We start from the raw sequence: 24,650 nt of genomic DNA, 5'->3' as shown, positions 1-24,650 counted from the left end.
CTTTCATAGTTTATTATAGCATCTTATGAAATTAATTCCATATAGATATTTTAATCACCCTACTTATTAAACCCAAAATTCCTCTCCTCATAATACCTCTCACTCTTATACCCAATAGCATCCCTCATATGCCAAGCAAACTCCTCATCCTCAATAATCCCCTTCATCTCATCACACAAACTCATCACAACATTCTCGTCATTGTCAAAAAATTCTCCATGAGTCTTAATCAAAAACTTAACTGGATTATCCTTAGCCAACTTCACCCACTTCTTCTTATCCCACTCTTCAAAATCCGCTGTTCCCTTATCTCTAAGCATATCCACCTTATTACTTCCCTTATTATAAAATTCATAAAAGCTCCTATAAACATCTTCTTCATTAATTTCCATTTTCATATTTCCCCAATTATAAAATGCAAGGAAAATAGGAATCTTATAACTTTTACTCATCTTTGTTGTTTCAATCATTTTAATAAATTGATGTCCAATACTATTAAATAAAGCTTCTTCACTTCCATATAATTCTTCATTTTCTTTTAAGTAGCCTAAGTAATTATTGAAAGGATTTAAAGAACTTTTTGTTTTCTTTATTGCTGAATAAACTTCATCATCAATGTTATTGAAAAATTCAACTCTGCTTGGTCTATGACCTAGAATCCCTTTTACTCTTAGGAATTCTTCTGTTATACGTTCTTTAATATTCATTTCTTTTTCTGCTAATTTCTTAAATACATCTATAATTCTAAAATCAAAATCTACTCTACACTCTTCTGGATATTCTTCTTCATTAAAAATACCTTTTTTTGCTTCAATTCTAGAATAAGTTTTTCCACTCAATAAGAATGGTAAAAAATCAGCTTTTTTATAATTTCCTATGAAATCTAGAACATTTAGATACTTTTTATCTTTATATTTTCTAAGTCCTCTTCCTAACTGCTGCAAAAATACCGTTGGTGACTGCGTTGGTCTTAGAAACATTACCATATCTATTGAAGGTATGTCTAAGCCTTCATTAAACATATCTACTGAAAATATTACTTTTACTTCTCCCTTGGTTAATTTATTTAATGCTTCTGTTCTATTTTCAGAGTATTTTCCATTTTCTCCACTATATACAGCTACAGCATTTACTCCATTTTCACAAAAATATTTTGCCATATATTCAGCATGCTTCTTTGAGGTACAGAAACCTAAAGCTCTGTTAGAATTATACTTTTTATAATGATTTAAAATTAGTTCTCCTCTTTTATTAAACATTAAAGCATCTTCTAATTCTTTATCATTATATTTACCATTTTTAAATTCAACATTGTCATAATCTACAGTTTCATCATAAACTCCATAATATCTAAATGGAACAAGATAACCTTTATTTATAGCATCGCTAAGCCTTATTTCATAAACTGTATTGTACTCACAAAGAGAAAATACATCCTTTGAGTCAAGTCTTTCAGGTGTTGCAGTTAATCCAAGCATAAACTTTGGTGTAAAATAATCTATAATTTTTCTATAATTACTTGATACTGCATGATGAAATTCATCTATTACTATGTAGTCAAAGTAATCCCTTTTAAAATATTCTTCATTTAAATACTCATCCTTGCCTAAGGTTTGTACCAATGCAAAAATCATTGATTTATCATTATCCTTATTACTGTTATAAAAGAATCCAATATCGTCAGACTTTCTGACATTTTTAAAACTTATAGCAGCCTGCTTAATTATTTCTTCTCTATGGGCAACAAATAAAACTCTTTCTGCCTTCATAGAATCAAAAGCTGCCAAATATGTTTTTCCTACTCCTGTTGCAGCAACTACTAACCCTTTGTCAAATCCTTCTTCTCTTGAATTCTCTAATTCATATAAAGCTTCTATTTGTGCTCCCTTTGGTTCAAATAGATCTATGACCTTATTTTCTTCAATCTCTTTTGGTAAAATTTCATCTTCATCTATGTCATTTTCTTTAGCTTTTTCAATATCCTTATAAACTTGTGGTCTTTTCCAGTTCTTTGAATACTCTTTCATTGCAGCATCATCTATAATTTCAGAATAATTATTAAATAAATTTTCAAATTCACCATAAAAAGCATTAAAATCTTCAGTATTTTGTGAACGTAAAAATCTATAATTCCACTCAATGGAATTTGTCAAAGCTCCTTTTGAAAGATTTGATGAACCTATATAAATTTCACTATCATTTTCATTATGGAAAATATAAGACTTTGGATGGAATGACTTGTTATGAACATTATAAAATCTTAAATCTATTTTATCTTTAAGTTCCCTCTTAAGCATATAAAGGGCTGTTGGAGATGTGATATTTAGATAACTTCCTGTTAAAATTCTTATACTTACATTTCTATCTATGGCTTCTTTAAGGTCATTTAAAATCATCTTAACTCCAGAATCCATAAGAAAAGAAACTATTATATCGATAGCCTTTGCATTCTTAATGCTTTCCTTAAGTTTAGCATATAAAGGATTTCCCCCTCCAGTGCTTACATTTCTGAATTCATTTAGATTTATATATTCATGAGTAAAAACTGCTTCTTTTTCACTTACATTTAATTTTTCATCTTCAAGTTTTTTAAGGTTACTCATAAATTTCTCCTTATTTATCAAATAATATTAATATATCTGATATTTTACCATAATATCTATATTTTTTCTAATAATTCATATTATTTATTGTCTATTCTTAAATCTAAACATAATAAATAACCCAGCACCGTTTATCACTCATTTTGCAATAAACAGCACTAGGTATAAATAGAAATATTTCCTTTTCTTATTTAACAGATTCAAGTACAATTCCGTTCTTAAATCCACCTCGTTCTTCATTTTTCTTATCTCTAGCCTTTAAAAGTTCCTCTTCACTATAACTTAGAGAATCTGCAAGTCCAAACAACACTTCCATAACATCGGCTAATTCTTCTAAGTTTTTGTCCTGTAGAAATTCACTAACCTCTTCCTGTAATTTTAATTCTAAAAACTCATACTTTTCCTCTTTAGATACAATTTTAATATCACATTCTTTTCCAGATCTTTTTATTATCTCTGGAATTTTATCTCTTACTAATTTGTTATATATTTTCATTAACATACATCCTTTTTATATAAACTCTGAATATTATTATCTAAAAATATCTCTTTAAATTCTCAATAGATTTCATATCAAAAATCTCTGTAGATATTAAATTCTATATTTTCCTCTGCTAAAAATTCAAATTTATCTTTGATAAGTATACTATAATACTTTTAATCATATTATACTAATTAATTAACTTAATTTCCACATTAATATATGTTTTGTGAATACATGCAAATCTAAAATGCCTAATCTTTCACTTGTTAAAAGATTAAGCTCTAATATTTTCAACGTCTATAAAAATATCGTGGTTAAAAAATCCATCCATTAGCCTTTGCTAACCCTCTCAAATATGCAATATCATTACTATCTAGTGGGCTATTAGTAAATTTTTTAGCCTGTACAATTCTTCCATTCAGTATTTCTAAAGTAATATGACTTTTATCTAAGTTATCTCTACACCTTATAAAAACTATCAGCATCTCATTATTAGCCATTCCTTCAGCATAACTTAAAACACAATGTCTCTGATTTTCAGCTTCCTTTTCAAAGTCAGAAACAGATTTTGGAATAATCGCAATATACTCTTCTCCATATTGATTGATACCGATATTATCATGTATATCCAATAATTTTCTATTGACTATTTCATCTCTCACCAACTTATATTTAACCATAAGTTTATCATGTCTTTGCTTTAGATTTTTGGAGTATAGTCTAAATTTAATATTTTGAGACATACTCATCCTTATACTATCAGCTAAATAAGTTAGTAGATCTTCTCGATTTAACTTTTCTGTTTTTATTATATTTGCAGCATATCTGTTTAACTTAGTGGCGTTATAACCATGCTTTAAAAGATAAGATATTTTCTCTAAATCATCTAGTGTAAATATACTATCTTCATTTGATATAAGTGCTTTAAAATCATTGTAAGAATTTTCTCTTAAAAAGTTCTGCAATTTACGTATATTAGGGCTGTCTAATTTATTATCCCTTATATAACTAATTACCCTTTTAGGAACACCTAATATTTCTGCACATGTAGTTGCCTTTTTATTTATATTACAATGTTTTTCCAATATAGATGAATTTACTAGAAAATCATATTCAAATAAATATGATAATCCTTCTTTAATGAAATTTTCTATATAATATTCTGACATTGCCTTTTTTAGCACATCCCCAAAATTTGGAGAATTATAATCAGATATCAGCTTTTCTACTATTTGACCATAGTTAGGGTGTATATTATTTTTATCACAGAATTCCTTAAGATTCTCTGAAAGCTCAGTCATCTCTTTTACAGTTATATTCTTAAAGAAAACTCTTCCATTATCATTTATAGTTCTTCCATTCTTATCAATATAAAAGAAAGATTTACTTTCAAAATCTATAAATAAATAATTATTAGATTCTCTTAATTTATTATTTAAAATTCTCGTTTTTGTCAAATTTAACTTTGAGTAAACTTTTTGCTTAACTATGATAAAATACTCTTCTGTCATATAATGATATCCCTCATAAACTAGAAGTTCTTTTATCTCATCATCTATTTGCGTTAGCCAAACTCTCTTTCCACATTTACACTCAAAAGAAGTTCCAAATTCGCCTACGCATAATTCTTGAAGATTAAGCTCATTACCACATTCACATTTACAATTCCCTGAATATATATTGGTAACTAATTCCCCATCCCCTATATTTTCTTTAATAATTGATAACTCCATTTCCTCCTCCTTAGTATGTCCATTTTCTATATCATAAATTAAATAACAACTCTTAAAATCAATATCTCCAGTCCATAATTTTACAAAAAACTTTATTTTATAAAATTAAATTCTTTAATATATAGATATTATCATATTGTTTGCAATAAATTTGTTGAAATTTGAAGAATGCAATATATCTACTTGACTTAAATTAACTTGCTTAAGGAGCATGCATGAATGAGACAAGATCTCATTTAGAAACTTTCAACTAATTTTCATGTACAAGATAAAAAAAATAAGAGCTTACTTTGCATAAACTCTTAAACTCTGAATATTCTTATCTTTATCAAAAACCTATCTCTTAACTTCTATTCCCTTGCTTTTTAAGTGAATTTCTGTATCACTTACATCTAAATATTTAATATATTTTAAATATTTTCACCGCAGTCTTTACTATTTTATATGTAGGCGTTTCTAACTCCCTACACGCATTCTTAAGTTCTTTTCGGATTTCTATATGCTGTGGGCAATGTTTTTCGCATTTACCACATTCAACGCACTGTGAAGCACTGCTCGTATTTTTTCGTAAAGCAGTACACATAAGATATTCTCTCCTGCCATTTTTCTTATTTTCAGCATACATCATATTGTAGGAATGAAAAGTTCCTGGAATGTCTACCCCTTTAGGACATGGCATACAATAAGCACAACCAGTACAGCCTACTTTAATTTTTTTGTTGATTTCATTCTTAACTTGCTCTATTAAATCAAAATCCTCTTTTGTAAATTCACCTTCTGTTACATTCTCTGCAACTTTTACATTCTCGCGAACCATTTCAAGAGAGTTCATTCCAGACAGTACACATGTAACTTCAGGTTGATTCCAAAGCCAGCGGAATGCCCATTCTGCAGCAGTACGCTTCCTTGAATTCTCCTTTATTATATCCTTAGCCTTCTCCGGTAATAAATTAACTAGTCTTCCACCTCTTAATGGCTCCATTATGATTACAGGAAGTCCTTTTTTATTAGCGGCTTCAAGTCCTCTTCTTCCTGCCTGGCTATGTTCATCTAAATAATTATATTGAATCTGACAGAAGTCCCAATTATACGCATCTAAAAGCTGAATAAAAGTTTCTGTATTTCCATGATAAGAAAATCCAACATTACGAATTTGCCCATTCTGAACTTTTTCCTTTAACCATTCATCAACACCTAATGCTTTTAATCGATCCCATGTCATCACATCAGTAAGCATATGCATAAGATAATAATCAATATGATCTGTCTGAAGTCTTCTTAATTGTTCATTAAAATACTTTTCCAAACCCTTTTTTGACTTAACCATGTAATGTGGAAGCTTTGTCGCAATATATATTTTATCCCTGCAATTATTTCTTTTTAAAATCTCACCAAATGTTACCTCACTGCCCGGATAAACATATGCGGTATCAAAATAATTTACTCCACTATTTATTGCTTCCATGACTTCTTTTTCTGCCTTATCAATATCAATATTGCTTCCATTTTTAGTAAAACGCATACAACCATAGCCTAATATAGATAACTCATTTCCCTTTTTGTCTTTTCTATACTTCATTTTTGAAGTTTTTTCTATAGACTCCATTGTTATAACCACCTCATTAATATATATAATATATATGTATTAATGTTATAACAAATTGAACATTTTGCCAACTAAGTATTAAGAAATGAACTATTTACATGATTAATAAGAATTCTTCTGAAAGCTCCTCGAGAGCTTCAATGAAAATTACTTTAGAAAAATTAGCTTAAAAAGTACTTTTTATTATATTGATAATATCATCCTGCTTCATACCATCATTTACTGAAATGGAATATGACATATCATTTGCACTCCAAGTAGCAACTTTAATAAGCTCGTCATCTCCCTTTAATTTAACATCATTGCCATTTATATTAACATTAGTATTAGTTTTATAATTATTATAATCACCACTTATATCCCCGCTTCCTTGTCCCATTCTAAATATGATGTCATTTTGTTTATTTACATAGCATATTTGAAATAAATCTCTTGATATAGTGTTAATATATTTTATATTATATTTACCTAATAATTCTTTTGGCACTGTAATTTTAAATTTCAGTACTTTTTGAGCATCTTCAATTGTATCAAAGTTTTCAATAGGATTTATTATATAATCTGCGCCTTCAGTTTGAGTCGCTAAATTAGATGCAGACTTACCATCCCATTTCCCGTTTTCATCCACTTTATAACCATCAGGAGTTACTGTATTTACAGCCATTTCTCCATTATTTAATAAATAGTACCAATTTCCATTGGTTTGAACCCAGCCTCTTTGCATTATGCCATTGTTATTCATAAAATACCACTTATTATTTATTAACTTCCATCCTGCTGATAGCTCTCCATTAACTGAATAAATCCATTGTCCATCTTTATCTCTTACAAAAAAACTTCCTACTGCTTTTTGATCATTAAATAGAAAATTATAAAAATTAATTGGAACATATACAGTATTATTATCTATTATAGGCTCTGCACCTAATTCATGCATCATCGTTAACCCTATAGCATTACTACTTGAATAATAATAACTATCCTCGCCCACATAAACATTAGTTTTAATTTCATTATTATCTAAACTAACAATTTTATTATCCTTATCCGCATCAACTTTAAAACCAAGACTTTCTGCTGTAGTTTTAAGTGGCACCATAATTTTTCCTTTATATATTAAAACACCATTTCTTCCTATCTCAATATTTTTGCCGCATATTTCCACCTTATTAATATCTATATCCTTAGGTGCATAGTTTGATATCGAAATAGCATCTTCAGTAACATCTGATTTAGATTTTTGAGTTTCTAAATCTGCTGCAAATGCTTGAGCTGACATCCCCATAATTGTTACCGCAGTTAATACACATATCATTAATTTTTTCATAATATTATCTTCTCCTTCTAAGTTAGACACAATAAAAAAATAATAAATTCATGTGCCTTACATCTTAATTTTTCCTTTTATACTAGTAATACAATCCAACTTAGAAAAGTGTTGCAAAAAGATTTGAAATAAGTTTATAAACTTTTGAATTTATGATACAATCAAGTGTAAAATTGCATAAATCACAATCTAAAGAGTTATAAAATTTATCTGATGATTAACTCCCATATTCTATTAAAGTGGGAAATAACACTGGCACAAACCTAGCTAAGTTTAACTTTATTTTAGCTTAGCCATACAAAAATACCTTAATGTACTAACTTAATACTTTTATGAAAGTGTTTTAAAATTGGAGGAATATATGAATAATAAAAATATAGAAATGATGAAAAAATTAATAGAAGAAAAGAAACAAAAAGGAAATAGCACTAAGAATAATGAAAGGCCAAAAAAAGTTATAGGCAGAATGTTATTGCATAGTGGAAGAACAACTCAATAAAGAGAGGTAATAATATGATAAAAATTAATAACTTATCCTACTCACTTCCACAAAAAGATCTCTATAATAATATTTCTTTTACTTTAGAAGAAGATCAGCATTGCGCTTTTATAGGTTCAAGTGGTAGTGGAAAAAGTACACTTATAGATATAATTATGAATCCTGAAGACTATATGTTTGATGGCAGCCTTGAGATAGACCCAAATTGTAAGATTGGATATGTAAGTCAATTTCCTAAACTAGATAAAGCAAAAGAAACTACAGTTTTTGAATATCTATGTGAAGATTTTAATAAGCTGCAAAATGAAATAACTTCTATTTGTGCTGAGATGGAAACATCTTCTGACATGGATGCTTTACTTGAAAAGTACCAAGAAGCTTTAGATGCACTTGATGCAAAATTTGGAGATGATTTCGAAAGTGATCTTAATAAAAAATTAAATCTGGCAAATTTAAATAACCTTAAAGATTCAATGATATCTGAACTTAGTGGTGGAGAGTTTAAGCTTATTCAAGTAATTAAAGAGATGCTTAATAGACCAAACCTAATGATTATGGATGAACCTGATGTATTTTTAGATTTTGAAAATCTTAATTCTCTTAAAAATCTAATTAACTCTTACAAAGGAATAATGCTTGTAATAACCCACAACAGATATTTATTAAATCATTGTTTTAATAAAATCATACACTTAGAAAATCATGTGCTCCAAGAGTTTGATGGAAACTATATTGATTATAACTTCACCTTACTTCAAACTAAAATTGAATTGCAAGAACTATCTATTGCTGATGATGAAGAAATCGAGAGAAACGAACGCATAATCAAGAGACTAAGAGATAGAGCAGAAGTTTCAGGTGAAACTGCTGCTGGAAGATATCTAAAAGGTAAAATGAAATTTCTAGAAAGATTAGAAGCTCGTAGAATAAAAACACCTTTTGTTGAAATTAAGCAGCCTTATATCCGTTTAACTACTAAAAATGCTGTGGAAGAAAAAACAGCTTTAAAAGTTAATAATTATAGTGTTGGGTTTGATGAGATACTTTTAGAAAATGTTAACTTTGAGATTAAATCTAATGATAAAGTAGCTATCATCGGATTAAACGGTACTGGGAAAACTACTTTGCTAAAAGATATCTATAAAAATGATAATCCTGCTATTGAAATAGATTCTGACATTGAAGTAGCTTATTTATCACAGCTTCAAAGCGAGATTTTAAATGAGTCTAATACAATACTTGAAGAATTCCTAGATGCAGGATTTAAAACTTATGATGATGTTGAATGCTATATTTCAAACTATGATTTTGAGCCGGAACTACTTAACCAAAAAATAGAATCTTTATCTGGCGGAGAAAAGAATATACTTCAATTAGCTAAAATTTCTGCTAGTAAAGCTAATATGCTGCTTTTAGATGAACCAACAAGCCATTTAGATACATATTCACAACTAGCCCTTGAAGAAGCCATAAAAAAATATAATGGTGCAATTTTAATGATATCACATGATTACTACTCTATAATAAACTGCGTAGATTATGTTTTACTTATTGAGAATAAAACAATCAGAAAAATGAATATGAAAAAATTCAAAAAGATGATTTATGCGAAATATTTTGATAAAGACTATTTAGAAATTGAACAAAAGAAAAGAGAATTGGAAATGAAAATAGCCATATCTCTCAGAAATACTGATTTTGAACGTGCAAAAGCTTTATCTGAAGAGTTGGAAGCGGTTATTAAATTACTTTAGATTAATATACAAAAAAGAGTAGTTTTGATAAATTTACTTACATTATCAATTAAAATAGATGGCTCAGAGCCATCTATTTTTTTGCCATATATACAACCAGAAATGTTAGCTATAAAGAACTTTAGATTCTCCTTTTCATTTATAATCTAGTTTTTACCCTCCTAAATTTTCATTATTTAAATTTATTATAAATAGGCTGTAAAAGTTTCTATTAATTCTTCATTATTTTTGTTTATGTTACTATCAAAATATAAATCTAATACAGGAACTTTTACTTCTTCTTTATACTTCTCTCTTAACATTTTTAATATTGTAGCTGTATTTTCATACATTGAGCTTACAACAATAATTCCATCAACGTTTTCTGCTGTGAGTAATTTAGCAAACCTGTATCTTCCACTCCCTCCTGCATACTGTGGGAGTTTATCTTTTAATATTTCATTAAGCTTATCAATATCCTTATTAAATGGAGATTTTTCACTCAAAGCTAAATTAACCTTGTTAATAATTATTTTTGCCTCATCTAATAATTTTATATATTGCTTATTAGTTTTATTTCTCTTAATACTAAAATCTTTATAAAGCATATATAACTCTTCCGCCAATGGCTGCTTTACCATATCATAATTTTTATTCAATCTTCTTATGAGGTTATTGTTTAAATATTCCTTATTTACTACTAAGGCTTCTCCTATTATAAGTAATTTCTTTCTTTTTTCTTCATTAGATATGTCATCATTTAACTTTCTCAATTTTTCATCAAAATATATATCTGACATCTCATAATTTTTTATTGCTTTTATTAAATCATCTAAATGCTCTTCTTTTTTATTTTCATGTAGTCTATTTATTAAGTCTCCAATTACCAATGCTTTAAAGAATTCTAATCCAAAATCTTTATTGCCCAAGAAATCTTCTATAAAAGGCGCTTCAAGCTTTAATTTTTTACCACATTCTAAGGCTTTGTATTGTATAAGTTTTCCATACTGACCGAAGGTCTCACTTCCTTCATCTGTTGGAAGGTACAATGTATATTCATTGTTACTATCCTTAATTTTATTTATAACTTCAGCTATTAAGCCAGTTAATGAGAAATATTCTTTTCCTCTTGAAAACTGCTTTCCTATTTCAATTGTACTTTCACTTACAGGTTCTAATATTGTAACCTTTTTATTTTTTCTTTCTAAAAAAGCTTTTAATATATGGCTGAATGGATACATATACGGAATTATCATCTCATTTTCAACTTCTATTTCATCACTGAAATCTTCAATTTTATTAACTAAATTAACTTCATTAGCCATTTCAAGTTCTTTAACTACATTAACTCGATTAAGTACATCAAATTCTTTATCTACATTGGCATCATTGACTACCCAAAGTTCTTTAGTCTTATCAGCCTCATTAACTAAGCCTATTTCCTTTACCAACAGTTCATTACTTTCATAATTTTTAATTGAATTAATAAATGCCTCTACCCTTGTAATTACTCCAACTTTTGAAGAATGTTCATCTACTTCTATATGTAAATAAGGCTTACTTCCCATTTCCTTTTTAAAATAATGAGTTAATATTGTGTCTGGACCACATCCATGATTAGTTATATATATAGGAAATAAATTTTTATGGTTTTTTATAATTTTTGCACCAGTTATTATATGCTGTCCAAAAGGCCAGTACATATTTGAATATTCCTCTCCTATATTCATTTCTGAAGCTTCAAGATGAGTTAAATGAAGCACCTTGTATCCACGCTTCTTTAATTCATTTTCTATACCCATATTTAATGCTGGATCTACTATGTTATATACTCTGCTTATCATTACAAATACTTTTTCATCTTTGTCTACATTCTTTAAAACTTCAGTTCCGAGTGACTCAAGATTCTTTTCATAATTCATAAACTTTTTCATACCAGACATTACTGCGGCAGCTGTTTCTATTTTATTTTTTCCAAGTTCTTTTCCTAATCCTAATAAGGTTTTAATCATATATTGTTTTCCAAAATTAAAGGATAACACAGGTGATATTAATTTAATGTTTTTTTCTTCTAAATTAAATACATTTTCAATTATCTTTGGTGAAGCCTGCATATATACACATGCATAATCTTCTCTTACATCTGACCCGGCATGCTTCATAGTATAAAGGTGTGGAAGAAATATATAATCAACCTTTTTATCTAAAAGCCAAGCCACATGTCCATTTATTAATTTAACTGGGAAGCAAGTTTCTTCAAAAGAATATTCTTCACTTAATCCAATTATCTCTTCATTAGTTGCATCTGAAAGTAAAACATTGTATCCTAACTTTTTAAATATCTCATTAAACATCGGGAACATCTTATTAAGAAATAATACTCTTGGTATCCCTATTGTCTTTTTATTAATATCTTTATTTGTTATATATCCATCTAATAAGTATTTTTCACCTTTATTTGAATAATCTACACTACTATTTTGTTTTTTATATTTCTCATTATTTTTAATGCTTTCCTTTGTTAATACTGCTGTTCCTAAGGCACCTGTAACACTGAAAAATTCTGGAACAATAATTTCTTTGTTAAGTAAAGCTCTAAAAGCATTTACTACCGCTTGATTATGAGCTATTCCACCTTGAAGAAATATTTTATTTCCAATTGGTCTATTAGAGACAACTCTGTTCAAGTAATTTTTTACTATTGAATAAGCAAGGCCTGCTGAAATATTTTCAATGCTTTCACCTTCTCCGATAGCTTTACCTATGTTGCCTTCAATAAAAACAGTACACCTATCTCCTAAGTTGCAAGGACTGTCACCCTCTAAAGCTACCTTTCCAAACTCATCAAGACTTATTCCAAGTTTCTTGATCTGCTCTTCAATAAAAGCTCCCGTTCCAGCCGCACATATTTTATTCATTTCAAAGTCTTTTACAAGTTTATTTTCTATACATATGTATTTTGAATCCTGGCCCCCAATTTCAAATATTGTATCAACATCACTACATACATTTACAGCTCCTTCTGCTTGTGCTGTAATTTCATTTACAACTAAATCTGCATTAATTAATTTTCCAATATACTCTCTACCTGAGCCTGTAGTACCTATACCTTTAAATTTAAAATCTTGGCCTAGTCTTTCCTTTAATATATTTAAATATTCTGTTACAACTTCTTTTGGTCTTCCATTTGTTTTAGTATAGATATAATCAATCACGTTGTTAGCATCATCAATAACAACAAAATTTATGCTTGTTGATCCAACATCAACGCCTAAGTAACCTTCTTTTGCATTATTATTTATACAATTATGCTTATCTAAACTATCCTTTGCTCCAAACCTATCTAACTTTTCATATAAGTTATTTTTTGATTTTTCAATAATCAATTTATCAGAAGAATTAAGTTCATTAATATCTATAATAAGTCCTTTTTCTTCGGCTATCTTAGAAGCCCCAAAGCATGTGAGTAGTTCAAAGTTTTCTTCAATTATAATATCTTCTTCCTCTAGCTTTAATATATCTTTTAAAGCCTTTACTACTCCTTTATTATTTATTACTCCTCCCGAAAGCATAATTGGCTTATTAAGAATATTTTTTTGAAGAACATTAGCTTTATAATTTCGAACAAGTGCATAACATAAGCCTTGTAATATATCCTCTACCTTTACTCCATCCTGCATATGATGTATCATATCAGTTTTCGAGAAAACACTGCATCTTCCAGCTATTCTCGGAATTTCTGTAGCCTTGTCTATATAAGATGATATATCTTTTATCTCAATACTTAATCTCGAAGCCTGTTCCTCTAAAAAGGAACCTGTCCCAGCTGCGCAGCTTGTATTCATAAAGAATTTCATATTTTTATTTTCAATATCTGTTATATATTTTGTTTCCTGAGCACCTAATTCAATAATAGCTTTAGTAGTTTTATTTTTAAATAACGCTCCTTCAATAAGAGAAATGCTATTATTAATACGATATTCTTTGCTCAAATTGATCCTTGATGATAGACTTCCTGTTATTCCAAGGATTATATTTTTTTCTTTATTATTTGCTTTAATTTTCTCAATTAATTCACTATAATATTTATTTATATTTCCTTTATGAAATATGTAATTACTTTCAATTAAATTGTTATTACTATCTAAATAAACGTACTTGAATGTTGAATAACCAATATCTATTCCTAATTTGTTCATAACGCAACTCCTTTGATATTCATTATCATTTGTTTCTTATACGTATTATATTACACCTCTAGTATAAATTCCGTATCATATGATACCCTCAAATCTAAAATTATTGTAAAGATAAATTATGTGAAACTTAAATTGAACTAATACTTTGTATGACTAACTATAAATAAATTTTTCCAAATTACTTTACCTGTCGTAGTAATCGTGTTATACTTTACTACGACAGATGAAGTAATAATTATATAAAGGAGGAATACATTTGATTAGCAGTGATGTTATACGGGGTTATAATGACACTATTATACTCAGTCTCCTTTTACAGAGCGATTCCTATGGATATGAGATTTCAAAAAACATCCGTTCCATTTCAGATGAACAATATATTATAAAAGAAACTACTCTTTATTCTGCTTTTAACAGAATGGAGAAGAATGGATATATTGAATCATACTATGGAGAAGAAACCCAAGGAAAACGACGGACTTATTTTCGAATTACGCCAGCAGGTATCGCATACTATAAGGAAAAATGTGATGAGTGGAGAATAACCAAAAATGTTATCAATAAATTTTTAAAGGAGTTAAATGAAGATGGAAACTATTAAAAATTATCTAGAAAACATGTTTAAAGCATTGCCTAAAACTGAAGAAATCCTTAGATTAAAAAATGAACTTTTATTAAATATGGAAGAGAAGTATAGCGAACTAAAGTCACAAGGAAAAACTGAAAATGAGGCTATTGGAATTGTTATTTCCGAATTTGGGAATATCGACGAATTATTAGATGAAATGGATATTGACCTTACAAATAAATATGAAAATAAAAATCTCAAAGTTGTCACATTAGAGGAAGCTGAAGAGTATGTATCCTTAAAGAAAAAAGCTTCTTTTTTAGTTGGCATTGGCGCATCACTTTGCCTATTAGGTAGCGCATTAATAATTTTATTACAGCAGCTTGCTGATGATAAGATAATCTTTCAAGCTTTTTCAAAAAATACCCAGGAGGATTTACCTGTTATATTTTTCTTCGTATTTTTAGTTGCTGCAATAGCATTATTTATATATTCTACAACTTTATTTGAAAAATATAGATTTATTGATAGTGGTGATTTTCATATTGATGACATGACAAAATCACTATTAACTAAGAAGCGTCAGGAATCTCTAATTGCAAAAAAAATTGCTATGATTATAGGCGTATGCCTTTGTGTATTATCCCCTACAGCTGTTTTAATTGGTGATATGTTTGGTACAACTGGCTCAAACTATGGTGCCTTTGCTTTACTATTAATTATTGCTATAGCAGTATTTCTATTCATTAGGTTTGGTTCTACAGATCGTGCTTATAAAAAATTGTTAATGATAAATAAATATTATACAGAAAACGCACAAAGTAACAAAATAATTAGAGCTACATCTAAGATTGTTTTCTCTCTTGCAACTTGTGTTTTCCTAATATGGGGATTATTATTCCATGGCTGGTCTATTTGTTGGATTGTCTATCCAATTACAGGTATTTTATTTCGTACTTTTGCTAGAACTTATAATTTGTTCAATAAAAACATATCACACTAAGCTCAGATGGAATATAGATATCCAATTTAAGAATCAGACTTATAATTAGAATGTGTTCTCATACTAGAAATTCCATGCATTTTTATGTAATAGGCCTTTGAAAATAAGCTTTTTAGCTTCTAAATGTGAAGTTGCTCCATTTACTGCTTGTCACAAAAGTGAGAATCGAAATTTTATATTTCGTTATTCGAACTTTCTCTGTGAGCTTTTATATTGGGAGCATACAGAAATGGGACAACATCACATTTAGAAATTTTCATAGTCTTATAGAACAAATATGTATCTAATTTCGGCTCGTATTCACCTAAGCTCTATTCTCATTGCGGAACCCTATATAAAACTCCGTCTGAAAAGTTTAATTTTATAAATAACTATTAAGATCTATTTGTCCTTTGAACTCATCTAATCCTACTCTATCTATATAATCTCCTAATCTTTCTCTATTAGTTGCATTTTCACCATATACTTGAATAACTTTTTCAATTAAATCATATATCTTTTCTTCTGATATACAAAGTGCTATTCTATCTGCTATTCTTGGCTTAGCTCCACCTTTTCCGCCAACATAAAACATCCATCCTTTTCCACTTCCTATTAATCCTATATCCTTAAATGCACTATCTGCACAGCTATGTGGACAACCGCTTACTCCCATTTTTAATTTATTAGGTAATTCCTTTCCATGATATAAGCTATCCAATTTTGATCCAACTGCTACTGAATCTTGAAGCCCTCTTTTACAGAAAGTAGTTCCTGGACATACTTTTATGCTTCTTACACATAAACCTACTGCAGCACCTGGATCCATACCTAGATCCTGCCAAACATTATCTAAATCATCTTCTTTTAATCCAACTATTGCAATCCTTTGAGCTCCTGTAACTTTAATTGCAGCTGCATTATATTTTTCAGCTACATCTGCAAGATTTCTTAAAATATCTGGAGTTACAATTCCAGCAGTTAAATGTGGGGCAATTGCATATGTTTCTTTATCCCTTTGTAATATTGCTCCTTTTTCTAATAAATCAGTTTTCATCGCATACCTCTCCTAAATACAATTTTAGTCTATCAATTACTAATATTATTTAATAATTAATATTAATTTATTGTATCATATTTATATCCTTAACTCTACAAAAAATTATTCCAACAGAAGCTTTGGACTTGCTATTTATTTTCATATACCTATAATAACAGCTACAATTAAACTACTTACCTACTGAAGTATGTGGATTTAAGATATAAATGCGGTAGACTAAAAGTCATTGCTCTAAAATATGGTTTAACTCTCCATTCCATAATATAATTTTCCAGTATATATATCTACATACGCAGTCGTATCACTCTCTGTTCTATATTTTGTACCTCCGTTGAAATCCGTAAGTGGGTAAGTAATATGAGTATAAATACGATAATATGTTTTATTATAAATTTTTACTAAGCTAATATCATTATCATTAGGTTTATCTATGTATTTATGATCATTTAAAACCGTTTGTACAGCCTGTTCTTTAGTAATTATTGAATTTGTCCATGCACCGCCACTTCCTAAATAATATCCTTCAATAGCTGTATCATGTGCCATATATCCATTTGAATAAAAATAATACCAATTCCCATCAATTAATTTCCAACCAGTGGAATACGAACTTCCTTCTGTATTCCACCATCCTATAGAATCACTCTTCCACTCTGCATTAACTCCTATTGGATTAATTGCAATTATTGATGCAGCAATTATACCTAAAGCCATAATTTTGTTTAAATGTTTTTTTATCATTATTTTATCCCCCTATTTTTCAATATAAGAACATTCTATATTATATGAATATTTTACACAATCTTCATATAGAATTACATTAATACAAAAGATGGTATAAAAAATAAAGATAGACCAAGTATTTTCACCTAATCTACCTCTTATGGTTATTTGTGCAATTTATCCAAATATATTATATACATTATTATACTATTTATTTATTAATTCATTTTTGACATATTCATTAACAATCTCTTCTTCACCTTCAAATATTTCTGTTAAATGCAATATTACTTCTTTCTCTTCCTCCGGAATATATTTTATTGTATCTATATTTAAATCTCTCATAAAATAAAATCACCGCCTTAATATTGTTTATTTATATTTTTTGATCCCTCCATTATAATTTTATTATCTAGTATAATACCATAAATTTTTGTCAAATTTCTTTCTATTATGTTAACTTTTCCTTAACATATTCTTAAAGATAAATATTCAATGTATATATACGAACAATAATTTATTTTTTGAAGCTTTTTCATATATGCTTCTTTAATTTTCATTTTATTCTTTGTTTTATTCTCCTCTAAAATTCCCACAAAATAAAAATTCTCCCTTTATGATAAATTTTTCCCATAACAATTATATCATATAGAGAGAATTTCAAGAATATTTCTAATTGTTTTATTATATATAGACTAATTTTATACAAAATCATATCATAAGTTTTCTTGAAAAATAGCCGTAAAGTTTATTTTATAATCTAACGCTAGAAATTTTTCTAAATTATATTCATATGAGTTACATTTCCAATACTAGCAAACAATATTAATAGGACTTTTATTAAGAAATGCCTCAACGTTTTCTGCTAAAAGATTTATAAGTCTTTGTCTTGATTCAAAGCATCTCCAGCCTATATGTGGAGTAAGAATAACATTCTTCATATCAAAAAGTGGGTTATTTAATTCTGGCGGTTCTTGTTCTTGAACATCAAGTGCTGCTCCTGCAATTCTTTTATTTTTAAGTGCTTCAATCAAATCCGCTTCATTTATAATTGCGCCTCTTGCGGTATTTATAATACAAGCTTGTGGGTTCATAAGTTCTAATTTAGATTTATTAATAAGATGTTTTGTATCAGGAGTAAGCGGGCAATGCAAAGTAACAAAATCACTCTTTTTAAGAAGTTCTTCAAGGCTGACAAATTTAATATCTGAATCTCCTAAATCCTTTTGCGTTCTACTATATACAATTATATTCATCCCTAGTGCTTTAGCTACTTTCATCACCTGCACACCAATAGCTCCAGCACCAATAACTCCAAGAGTTTTATTTTGTATCTCAAAATGAGGCACTTGAAGATACTTAGTAAAATTATCATAATTTTTATTTTCAATCATCCTTTGCTGCTCTGATAATGATGAAGTTAAATTTAGTATAAATGTAATAACTAACTGAGCCACTGCCTCACTACTATAACCAGGTACATTACATACAGATATATTTTTTTCTTTCGCAGCTTCAATATCAATATTATTATAACCTGTACCAGCTTCACAAATTAATTTAACACAAGGCGGAAATTTTTCAATCAAATCTCTACCAATTGTCATTTCCTTTGTAATTACTATTTCTTGATCTTTAACTCTCTCTAGAATTTCTTCATTATTACTATCTTCATATTTAGTAACTTTACCCAACTTATCTAGCGATGAAAAATCCAGTTTATTATCAAAATTTATTTTACTTGAATTAAGAAATATAATATTACTCATTCTTTTCTCCCTCAGCTTTCCTTGTAATCTATTTTATTTATATAAGGCACATGAAAATAAATAATAAGTCTAATTTACCGACGCAGCATGGCGGAAAATAGGCTGACAAATGGACTTGTTATTTATTTGAATATGCCTAACTACTAACCTAATTTAATAATACAATCTTTCATATAAAAAGCAATTTCATAGTATATTATAACCCATATTATACTTACTTGAGTAACATGAATGAATGGCGCACTGCCTCATTTATGAACTTCTAACTCTTCTTCATAGTCCTGTGAAACAAAAATGTATTTGATTTCAGTAAGCTATCACTCCTACAATATGTTACAACACCAGAAAGAAATGATACTCTGTTGTGAAGTGTTAATTGAGAAAAGAACTGTAGGATTTCTTCAGTAGAAGTTGTTTCATTTAAACATGTCCTCAACTTGCTTGGGGAACATGCTGGAATGTGTACAACTTCTACTTTTAGAAATCCACAGTCCTTTTATCTAATAACCGGAACAACAGATCATCGTTTCTTTCGGTTAATCACAACATAACTCTAAATTTTAAGAATATGTGTAACACTAGAAATAAGGGTAATTCTTTTGCGTAGTATTGCATTGATAATATGACTGTAGGATTTCTTCAGTAGAAGTTGTCCCATTTCAACATGTCCTTAACTTGTTTAAGGAGCACGTTGGAATGGGCACAACTTCTACTGTTAGAAATCCACAGTCATATTATCTAGCAATCGAGCAAATGAACTACCCTTAGGCACAATCAAAAAATAACAATTCCATCTGCCAGCATATTTTCCATCATGCTGCGTCAGCAAAATGTCATCATAGACCCGCTATGATGGCACTTTACTTCCTTGCCTGATGAAAAATATTCATGGCAGTTTTGGACTTGTTATTTATTTTCATGTGCCTTATTTCGGTTATACACCACATACCTCTAAATCAGAAGCAATTTCTGTACTATTTAACACCCATCCAGCCTGAAAGTACCATCATTTGAACTTCTGATGTTCCTTCATAGATTTCTGTTATTTTTGCATCACGCATCATTCTTTCAATTGGATAATCACTTGTATATCCATAACCACCAAATAACTGTAGACAACGTCTTGTTACATCGCTGGCATTTCTAGCAGAAACTAATTTTGCCATAGCAGCTAAATGTGTAAATCTTTGATGGTCATCCTTTGCACATGCAGCTTGATATACTAAAAGTTTTGCTGCTTCTGTATTTGCACGCATTTGTGCAAGTTCAAATTGTGTATTTTGGAATTTTGAAATAGGACGTCCAAATTGAACACGTTCCTTAACATATTTTACAGTCTCTTCTATTGCACCTTCTGCAATACCAAGAGCTTGTGCTGCAATACCAACACGACCTCCATCAAGAGTTGCCATTGCAATGCTAAATCCTTTGCCTTCTTCTCCTAAAAGATTTTCCTTTGGAACTATACAATTATCAAAGAATAATTCACATGTAGAAGATGCACGGATTCCCATCTTTAATTCATGACTTCCAACAGAGAAACCTGGGAAATCTTTTTCAACTATAAATCCTGAAATACCCTTTGTTCCTTTGCTCTTATCTGTCATAGCAAAAATAATATATATGTCTGCATATCCTGCATTAGTAATAAAGATCTTGCTACCATTTAATACATAATGATCTCCTTCTAATACTGCTGTTGTTTTTTGCATAGAGGCATCAGTTCCAGCAACAGGTTCTGTTAATCCAAAGGCACCTAACTTTTCACCTGAAGCAAGTGGTTTTAAATATTTATCTTTTTGTTCATCTGTACCATATGTGTAAATTGGTGTTGCACAAAGACTTGTATGTGCTGAAACAATAACACCTGTTGTTCCACAACATTTAGATAATTCTTCTACACATTGTATATAACTTAATGTGTCCATTCCAGCTCCGCCGTATTCTTCAGGGAATGGGATTCCAAGCAAGCCCATTTCAGCCATTTTTGCTACATTTTCTTCTGGGAAACGCATACTTTCATCAATTTCTTTTGCGATTGGTTTTACTTCATTTTCTGCAAACTCACGATACATTTCTTGTAATTGCTCATGATTTTCATCTTGTTTAAAATCCATATTAATTTCCTGCCTTTCATTTCCTTATATATTTATTTTCTATAATTTATAATTATATTAAAGACTATTTTATATAACTCATCTTTAAATAAAATAGTCATATGATGTTTAATTTATATATGATTGCACCTTATTAATTAGTACCATCTAATGGAAAACATACTTTACCTGGATTCATAATAGAATTTGGATCAAATACTTTTTTGATGCCTTTCATTAAGCTCATATTTAATTCTCCAACACTGTCTGCTAAATAGCTCATCTTTCCACTACCAATTCCATGTTCTCCTGAAACAAGGCCACCACATTTTGTTGCTTCTTCATAAATAATCTTGAAGAATTTATCAACTCTTGTTTTAAATTCTGATTCTTCTAAGTCATTGCTACATTGATATATATGAAGATTTCCATCTCCTGCATGTCCAAAGCTCTTAATAGTAAGTCCACATTCCTCACCAGATTTGTTCACAAATGCAAGATAAGAAGGAATCTTATTTACAGGAACTACAACATCACATTCATCTAATAATTTTGTTTCTGCCATGATTGCTTCTAAGAAACTAGAACGAGCTGCCCATGCATCTTTTATCTTTGCAGGTGTATCAGCTACAAGAACATCAATTGCTCCTGCTTCCAATACTATTTCACTAGCTTGCTCAATAAGATCATTTAACTCATCATCATTACTTGCGTCTAAAGTAACAAGTAAATAAGCATTTGCAGTTACTCCATCAATTACTTGTGGGAATACACTCTTTCCAATATATCTTTCACTAGAAAGAACAATTTCTCTTTCCATAAATTCTATTGCTTGTGGATTCATGTGTTCCATCTTAAATTTAGGAACAGTAGAAATACAATCATCTAAATTTTCAAAAGGAATAATTAAACTAGCAACTACTTTTGGTGCTGGCATGATTTTCAAAGTAAGTTCTGTGATAATTCCAAGTGTACCTTCTGAACCAATCATCAAATTTAAAAGGCTGTAACCTGAACTTGTTTTTGATACTGTAGCTCCAAGCTTAGTAATTTCTCCTGTTGGAAGAACAACTGTCATTGCACGTACATAATCACGTGTTGCACCATATTTAACAGCTCTCATTCCACCAGCATTTGTTGAAACATTTCCACCTAAACAAGCAAACTTTTCACCAGGATCTGGAGCATATAATAATCCTTGTTTTGCACAATCCTCTGCAAGATCATTTAATAAAACACCAGCTTCTACATGAACAACAAAGTTTTCTAAATCATAAGAAAGTATCTTATTCATCTTTGTAATATCAATCAAAACACCACCTAAAACTGGAACTGCTCCACCTGCAAGTCCTGTTCCTGCTCCTCTTGGAGTTACTGGTATCTTATTTTCATTACATATTTTAACTACTGCAGCAATTTCTTCTGTAGAATGTGCCATAAGTACGACTTGTGGCGCCTTTTTACCATAAATGGGCATTTCATCATGTGAATAATCTTCATTTATATCCTCACCTGTTAAAATATGTCCAGGCGCTGCCTCCTGTAATTTTGAGATTAACTCTTCTGTTAATTGATTATACTCAGCCATCAATAATCATCCTTTCTAACTTTTTTCTTAATCACAATCAAAAAACAATAACCAAAATATACCAGCCTATTATTTTTTAATTGTGTCTTAATCTACAATGTTCCTAAAAAGCATATGATGCCAGCAATAACTACATAGCATACAAAATATTTAAATGCACTTCTTAAAATTTTACTTTCTGAACCTGATTTATTAATTGCACTTGCACCAATTGCAATACTTTGAGGACAAATCATCTTTCCAATACCAGCTCCAAAAACATTTGCAGCTGCCATCCATGCTCCAGAAAGTCCAAGCTTCTCTGCTGTTTGTACTTGTAATCCTCCGAATAAAACACTTGTTGATGTACCAGAGCCTGTAACAAATGCTCCAATAGCTCCAATTAATGGAGAAATTAATGGATATGCTCCTCCTGTTACTACAACTAAAAGACTTGCAATATCTGAAATCATTCCACTATAACTCATTACCTTTGCTGTTGACATAACTGCACAAATTGTAACAATTGTTTTCCAGTTTGCTTTTAATGTGTCAAGTAATACATCAAACATAAGTGATATTTTGGCACCTTGAATAAGGCCTCCAATGATTGCAGCAACAAAAATAATAATACCTGGTGTATTAATCCAGCTAAAAGTCAATATATTTCCACCTTGACCAGCATATACACATACACTAGTTTTAAATCCTGAAATTAAATTATGGATTGGTGGGCACAATGTCGATGTAAACATTAACATAAAGAATATTAAAATAAATGGACACCATGCTTGTACTGCTTTGCCAAATGATAAAGTTTCTTCTTGTTTATGCTTAACTTCAATGCAATACTCTGGTTGAGGTTTTTTATTAAAAATTTTTGCTCCAATAATTGTACATATCATACAACAAATAGAACCTACTATATCAGGTAATTCTCCTCCAAGTACCATTGCTGTAATATAAGCAGGTACTGTAAATGATAATGCTGAAATTAATGTAACAGCAAATGCTCCCTTTAAAGCCTTGATTCCACCACCTATAATGCATACCATAATAAATGGACTGATAAAACAAAGAATTCCTTCAATTATTACTGTATTTACTGCTAATGTGTTAGCTCCAATTCCAGTTACTGCTGAAAGAGTTACTATAGGTATTCCAACTGATCCAAATGCAGTTGGTGTAGTATTAGCAACCAAACATGCTAATACTGCTGCAAATGGATTTAATCCAACACCCGCTAGCATGGATGCTGGAATAGCAACTGCCGTACCAAATCCCGCCATCCCTTCCATGAAACTACCGAATCCCCATCCAATAATTAATATTAAAACTCTTTTATCACTAGAGACTCCAGCCAACATTTTTTTTATGGAATCCATTGCTCCTGTACGTAAAATCAAATTATACGTAAACAAAGCTGCAATAATAACTAAACAAATCGGCCACAATGCGTTAAGTATTCCTTCCAATATCCCCGTCACAGTATAAACCACATTTAATTTCCAGAAAAAAATAGCTAAAACCATTGTAAGAATAAGTGCAATGGAACAGGCTTTATAACCCGACATTTTTAATCCACTGAGTGCAATTATAAGCCAAAGAATTGGTAATATAGCCATTAAAAATTTAAGAAAAAGCATTCCTTTGTCCCCCTTATTTAATTTTTAGAATGACATCACTTTTCCAACTATTGGT

17 protein-coding genes are annotated in these 24,650 nt (G+C 29.6%); 4 read left to right on the top strand and 13 right to left on the bottom strand.

Annotated elements, in window-relative coordinates; genetic code table 11:
* Positions 1-59: 59 nt before the first annotated feature.
* From CLSA_RS09330 to CLSA_RS09310, 5 genes are all read right to left on the bottom strand, one after another.
* On the bottom strand, positions 60-2,603 hold the full coding sequence (locus CLSA_RS09330; protein WP_022745814.1) for a DEAD/DEAH box helicase family protein: 2,544 nt from the start codon (positions 2,601-2,603) through the stop codon (positions 60-62).
* A 187-nt stretch (positions 2,604-2,790) separates the two neighbouring features.
* Positions 2,791-3,099, bottom strand: coding sequence for a nucleoside triphosphate pyrophosphohydrolase (locus CLSA_RS09325; RefSeq protein WP_022745813.1), 309 nt, complete (start codon positions 3,097-3,099; stop codon positions 2,791-2,793).
* A gap of 302 nt (positions 3,100-3,401) precedes the next feature.
* Positions 3,402-4,820: a PcfJ domain-containing protein gene (locus CLSA_RS09320; RefSeq protein ID WP_022745810.1), complete on the bottom strand. Its 1,419-nt coding sequence runs from the start codon at positions 4,818-4,820 to the stop codon at positions 3,402-3,404.
* Positions 4,821-5,220: 400 nt separating this feature from the next.
* Positions 5,221-6,426, bottom strand: a complete 1,206-nt coding sequence (locus CLSA_RS09315) for an aldo/keto reductase (protein ID WP_022745809.1) — start codon at positions 6,424-6,426, stop codon at positions 5,221-5,223.
* Positions 6,427-6,592: 166 nt separating this feature from the next.
* On the bottom strand, positions 6,593-7,753 hold the full coding sequence (locus CLSA_RS09310) for a stalk domain-containing protein (RefSeq protein WP_022745808.1): 1,161 nt from the start codon (positions 7,751-7,753) through the stop codon (positions 6,593-6,595).
* A 361-nt stretch (positions 7,754-8,114) separates the two neighbouring features.
* Between CLSA_RS09310 and CLSA_RS23425 the strand changes: the two genes are divergently transcribed.
* Positions 8,115-8,252 carry a hypothetical protein gene (locus CLSA_RS23425; RefSeq protein WP_169729027.1) on the top strand — a complete coding sequence of 46 codons (138 nt, stop codon included), beginning with the start codon at positions 8,115-8,117 and terminating at the stop codon, positions 8,250-8,252.
* A 14-nt stretch (positions 8,253-8,266) separates the two neighbouring features.
* A complete protein-coding gene (locus CLSA_RS09305) occupies positions 8,267-10,006 on the top strand; it encodes an ABC-F family ATP-binding cassette domain-containing protein (RefSeq protein ID WP_022745806.1) in 1,740 nt (579 codons plus the stop codon).
* Positions 10,007-10,191: 185 nt separating this feature from the next.
* On the opposite strand, the gene CLSA_RS09300 is transcribed toward CLSA_RS09305, so the two are convergent.
* Positions 10,192-14,184: an acyl-CoA dehydratase activase gene (locus CLSA_RS09300; protein WP_022745805.1), complete on the bottom strand. Its 3,993-nt coding sequence runs from the start codon at positions 14,182-14,184 to the stop codon at positions 10,192-10,194.
* Positions 14,185-14,440: 256 nt separating this feature from the next.
* Here CLSA_RS09300 and CLSA_RS09295 point away from each other — a divergent pair, with 256 nt between their 5' ends.
* Entirely contained in the window at positions 14,441-14,785 is a 345-nt protein-coding gene (locus CLSA_RS09295) for a PadR family transcriptional regulator (protein ID WP_022745804.1), read from the top strand.
* Positions 14,772-15,755, top strand: coding sequence for a permease prefix domain 1-containing protein (locus CLSA_RS09290; protein ID WP_041716219.1), 984 nt, complete (start codon positions 14,772-14,774; stop codon positions 15,753-15,755). The genes CLSA_RS09295 and CLSA_RS09290 overlap by 14 nt, the downstream gene beginning before the upstream one ends.
* 361 nt (positions 15,756-16,116) lie before the next feature.
* On the opposite strand, the gene CLSA_RS09285 is transcribed toward CLSA_RS09290, so the two are convergent.
* The 7 genes from CLSA_RS09285 to CLSA_RS09260 all read right to left on the bottom strand — a co-directional run bounded on the left by CLSA_RS09285 (position 16,117) and on the right by CLSA_RS09260 (position 24,595).
* The gene (locus CLSA_RS09285) at positions 16,117-16,791 is read right to left on the bottom strand and encodes a nitrite/sulfite reductase domain-containing protein (RefSeq protein ID WP_022745795.1); all 675 of its coding nucleotides are present in this window, start codon (positions 16,789-16,791) and stop codon (positions 16,117-16,119) included.
* Between the two features lie 246 nt (positions 16,792-17,037).
* Positions 17,038-17,535: a transglutaminase domain-containing protein gene (locus CLSA_RS22005; RefSeq protein ID WP_022745792.1), complete on the bottom strand. Its 498-nt coding sequence runs from the start codon at positions 17,533-17,535 to the stop codon at positions 17,038-17,040.
* A 189-nt stretch (positions 17,536-17,724) separates the two neighbouring features.
* Positions 17,725-17,862: a hypothetical protein gene (locus CLSA_RS23420; protein WP_022745790.1), complete on the bottom strand. Its 138-nt coding sequence runs from the start codon at positions 17,860-17,862 to the stop codon at positions 17,725-17,727.
* A gap of 467 nt (positions 17,863-18,329) precedes the next feature.
* Complete coding sequence (locus CLSA_RS09275; protein ID WP_022745784.1) at positions 18,330-19,286, bottom strand: NAD(P)-dependent oxidoreductase; 957 nt, start codon at positions 19,284-19,286, stop codon at positions 18,330-18,332.
* Positions 19,287-20,260: 974 nt separating this feature from the next.
* On the bottom strand, positions 20,261-21,403 hold the full coding sequence (locus CLSA_RS09270; protein WP_022745781.1) for an acyl-CoA dehydrogenase: 1,143 nt from the start codon (positions 21,401-21,403) through the stop codon (positions 20,261-20,263).
* 133 nt (positions 21,404-21,536) lie between these two features.
* The gene (locus tag CLSA_RS09265) at positions 21,537-22,970 is read right to left on the bottom strand and encodes an FAD-binding oxidoreductase (protein ID WP_022745777.1); all 1,434 of its coding nucleotides are present in this window, start codon (positions 22,968-22,970) and stop codon (positions 21,537-21,539) included.
* Between the two features lie 92 nt (positions 22,971-23,062).
* Positions 23,063-24,595 (bottom strand): L-lactate permease, encoded by a 1,533-nt coding sequence (locus tag CLSA_RS09260; RefSeq protein ID WP_022745774.1) that lies wholly within the window; start codon positions 24,593-24,595, stop codon positions 23,063-23,065.
* Positions 24,596-24,650: the final 55 nt, after the last annotated feature.

It is taken from the genome of Clostridium saccharobutylicum DSM 13864 (assembly GCF_000473995.1).
In the GTDB taxonomy this organism is placed as follows: Bacteria; Bacillota; Clostridia; order Clostridiales; family Clostridiaceae; genus Clostridium; species Clostridium saccharobutylicum.
The sequence above is the reverse complement of the archived record's forward strand: the minus strand, read 5'-3'. Positions and strand labels throughout refer to the sequence as shown.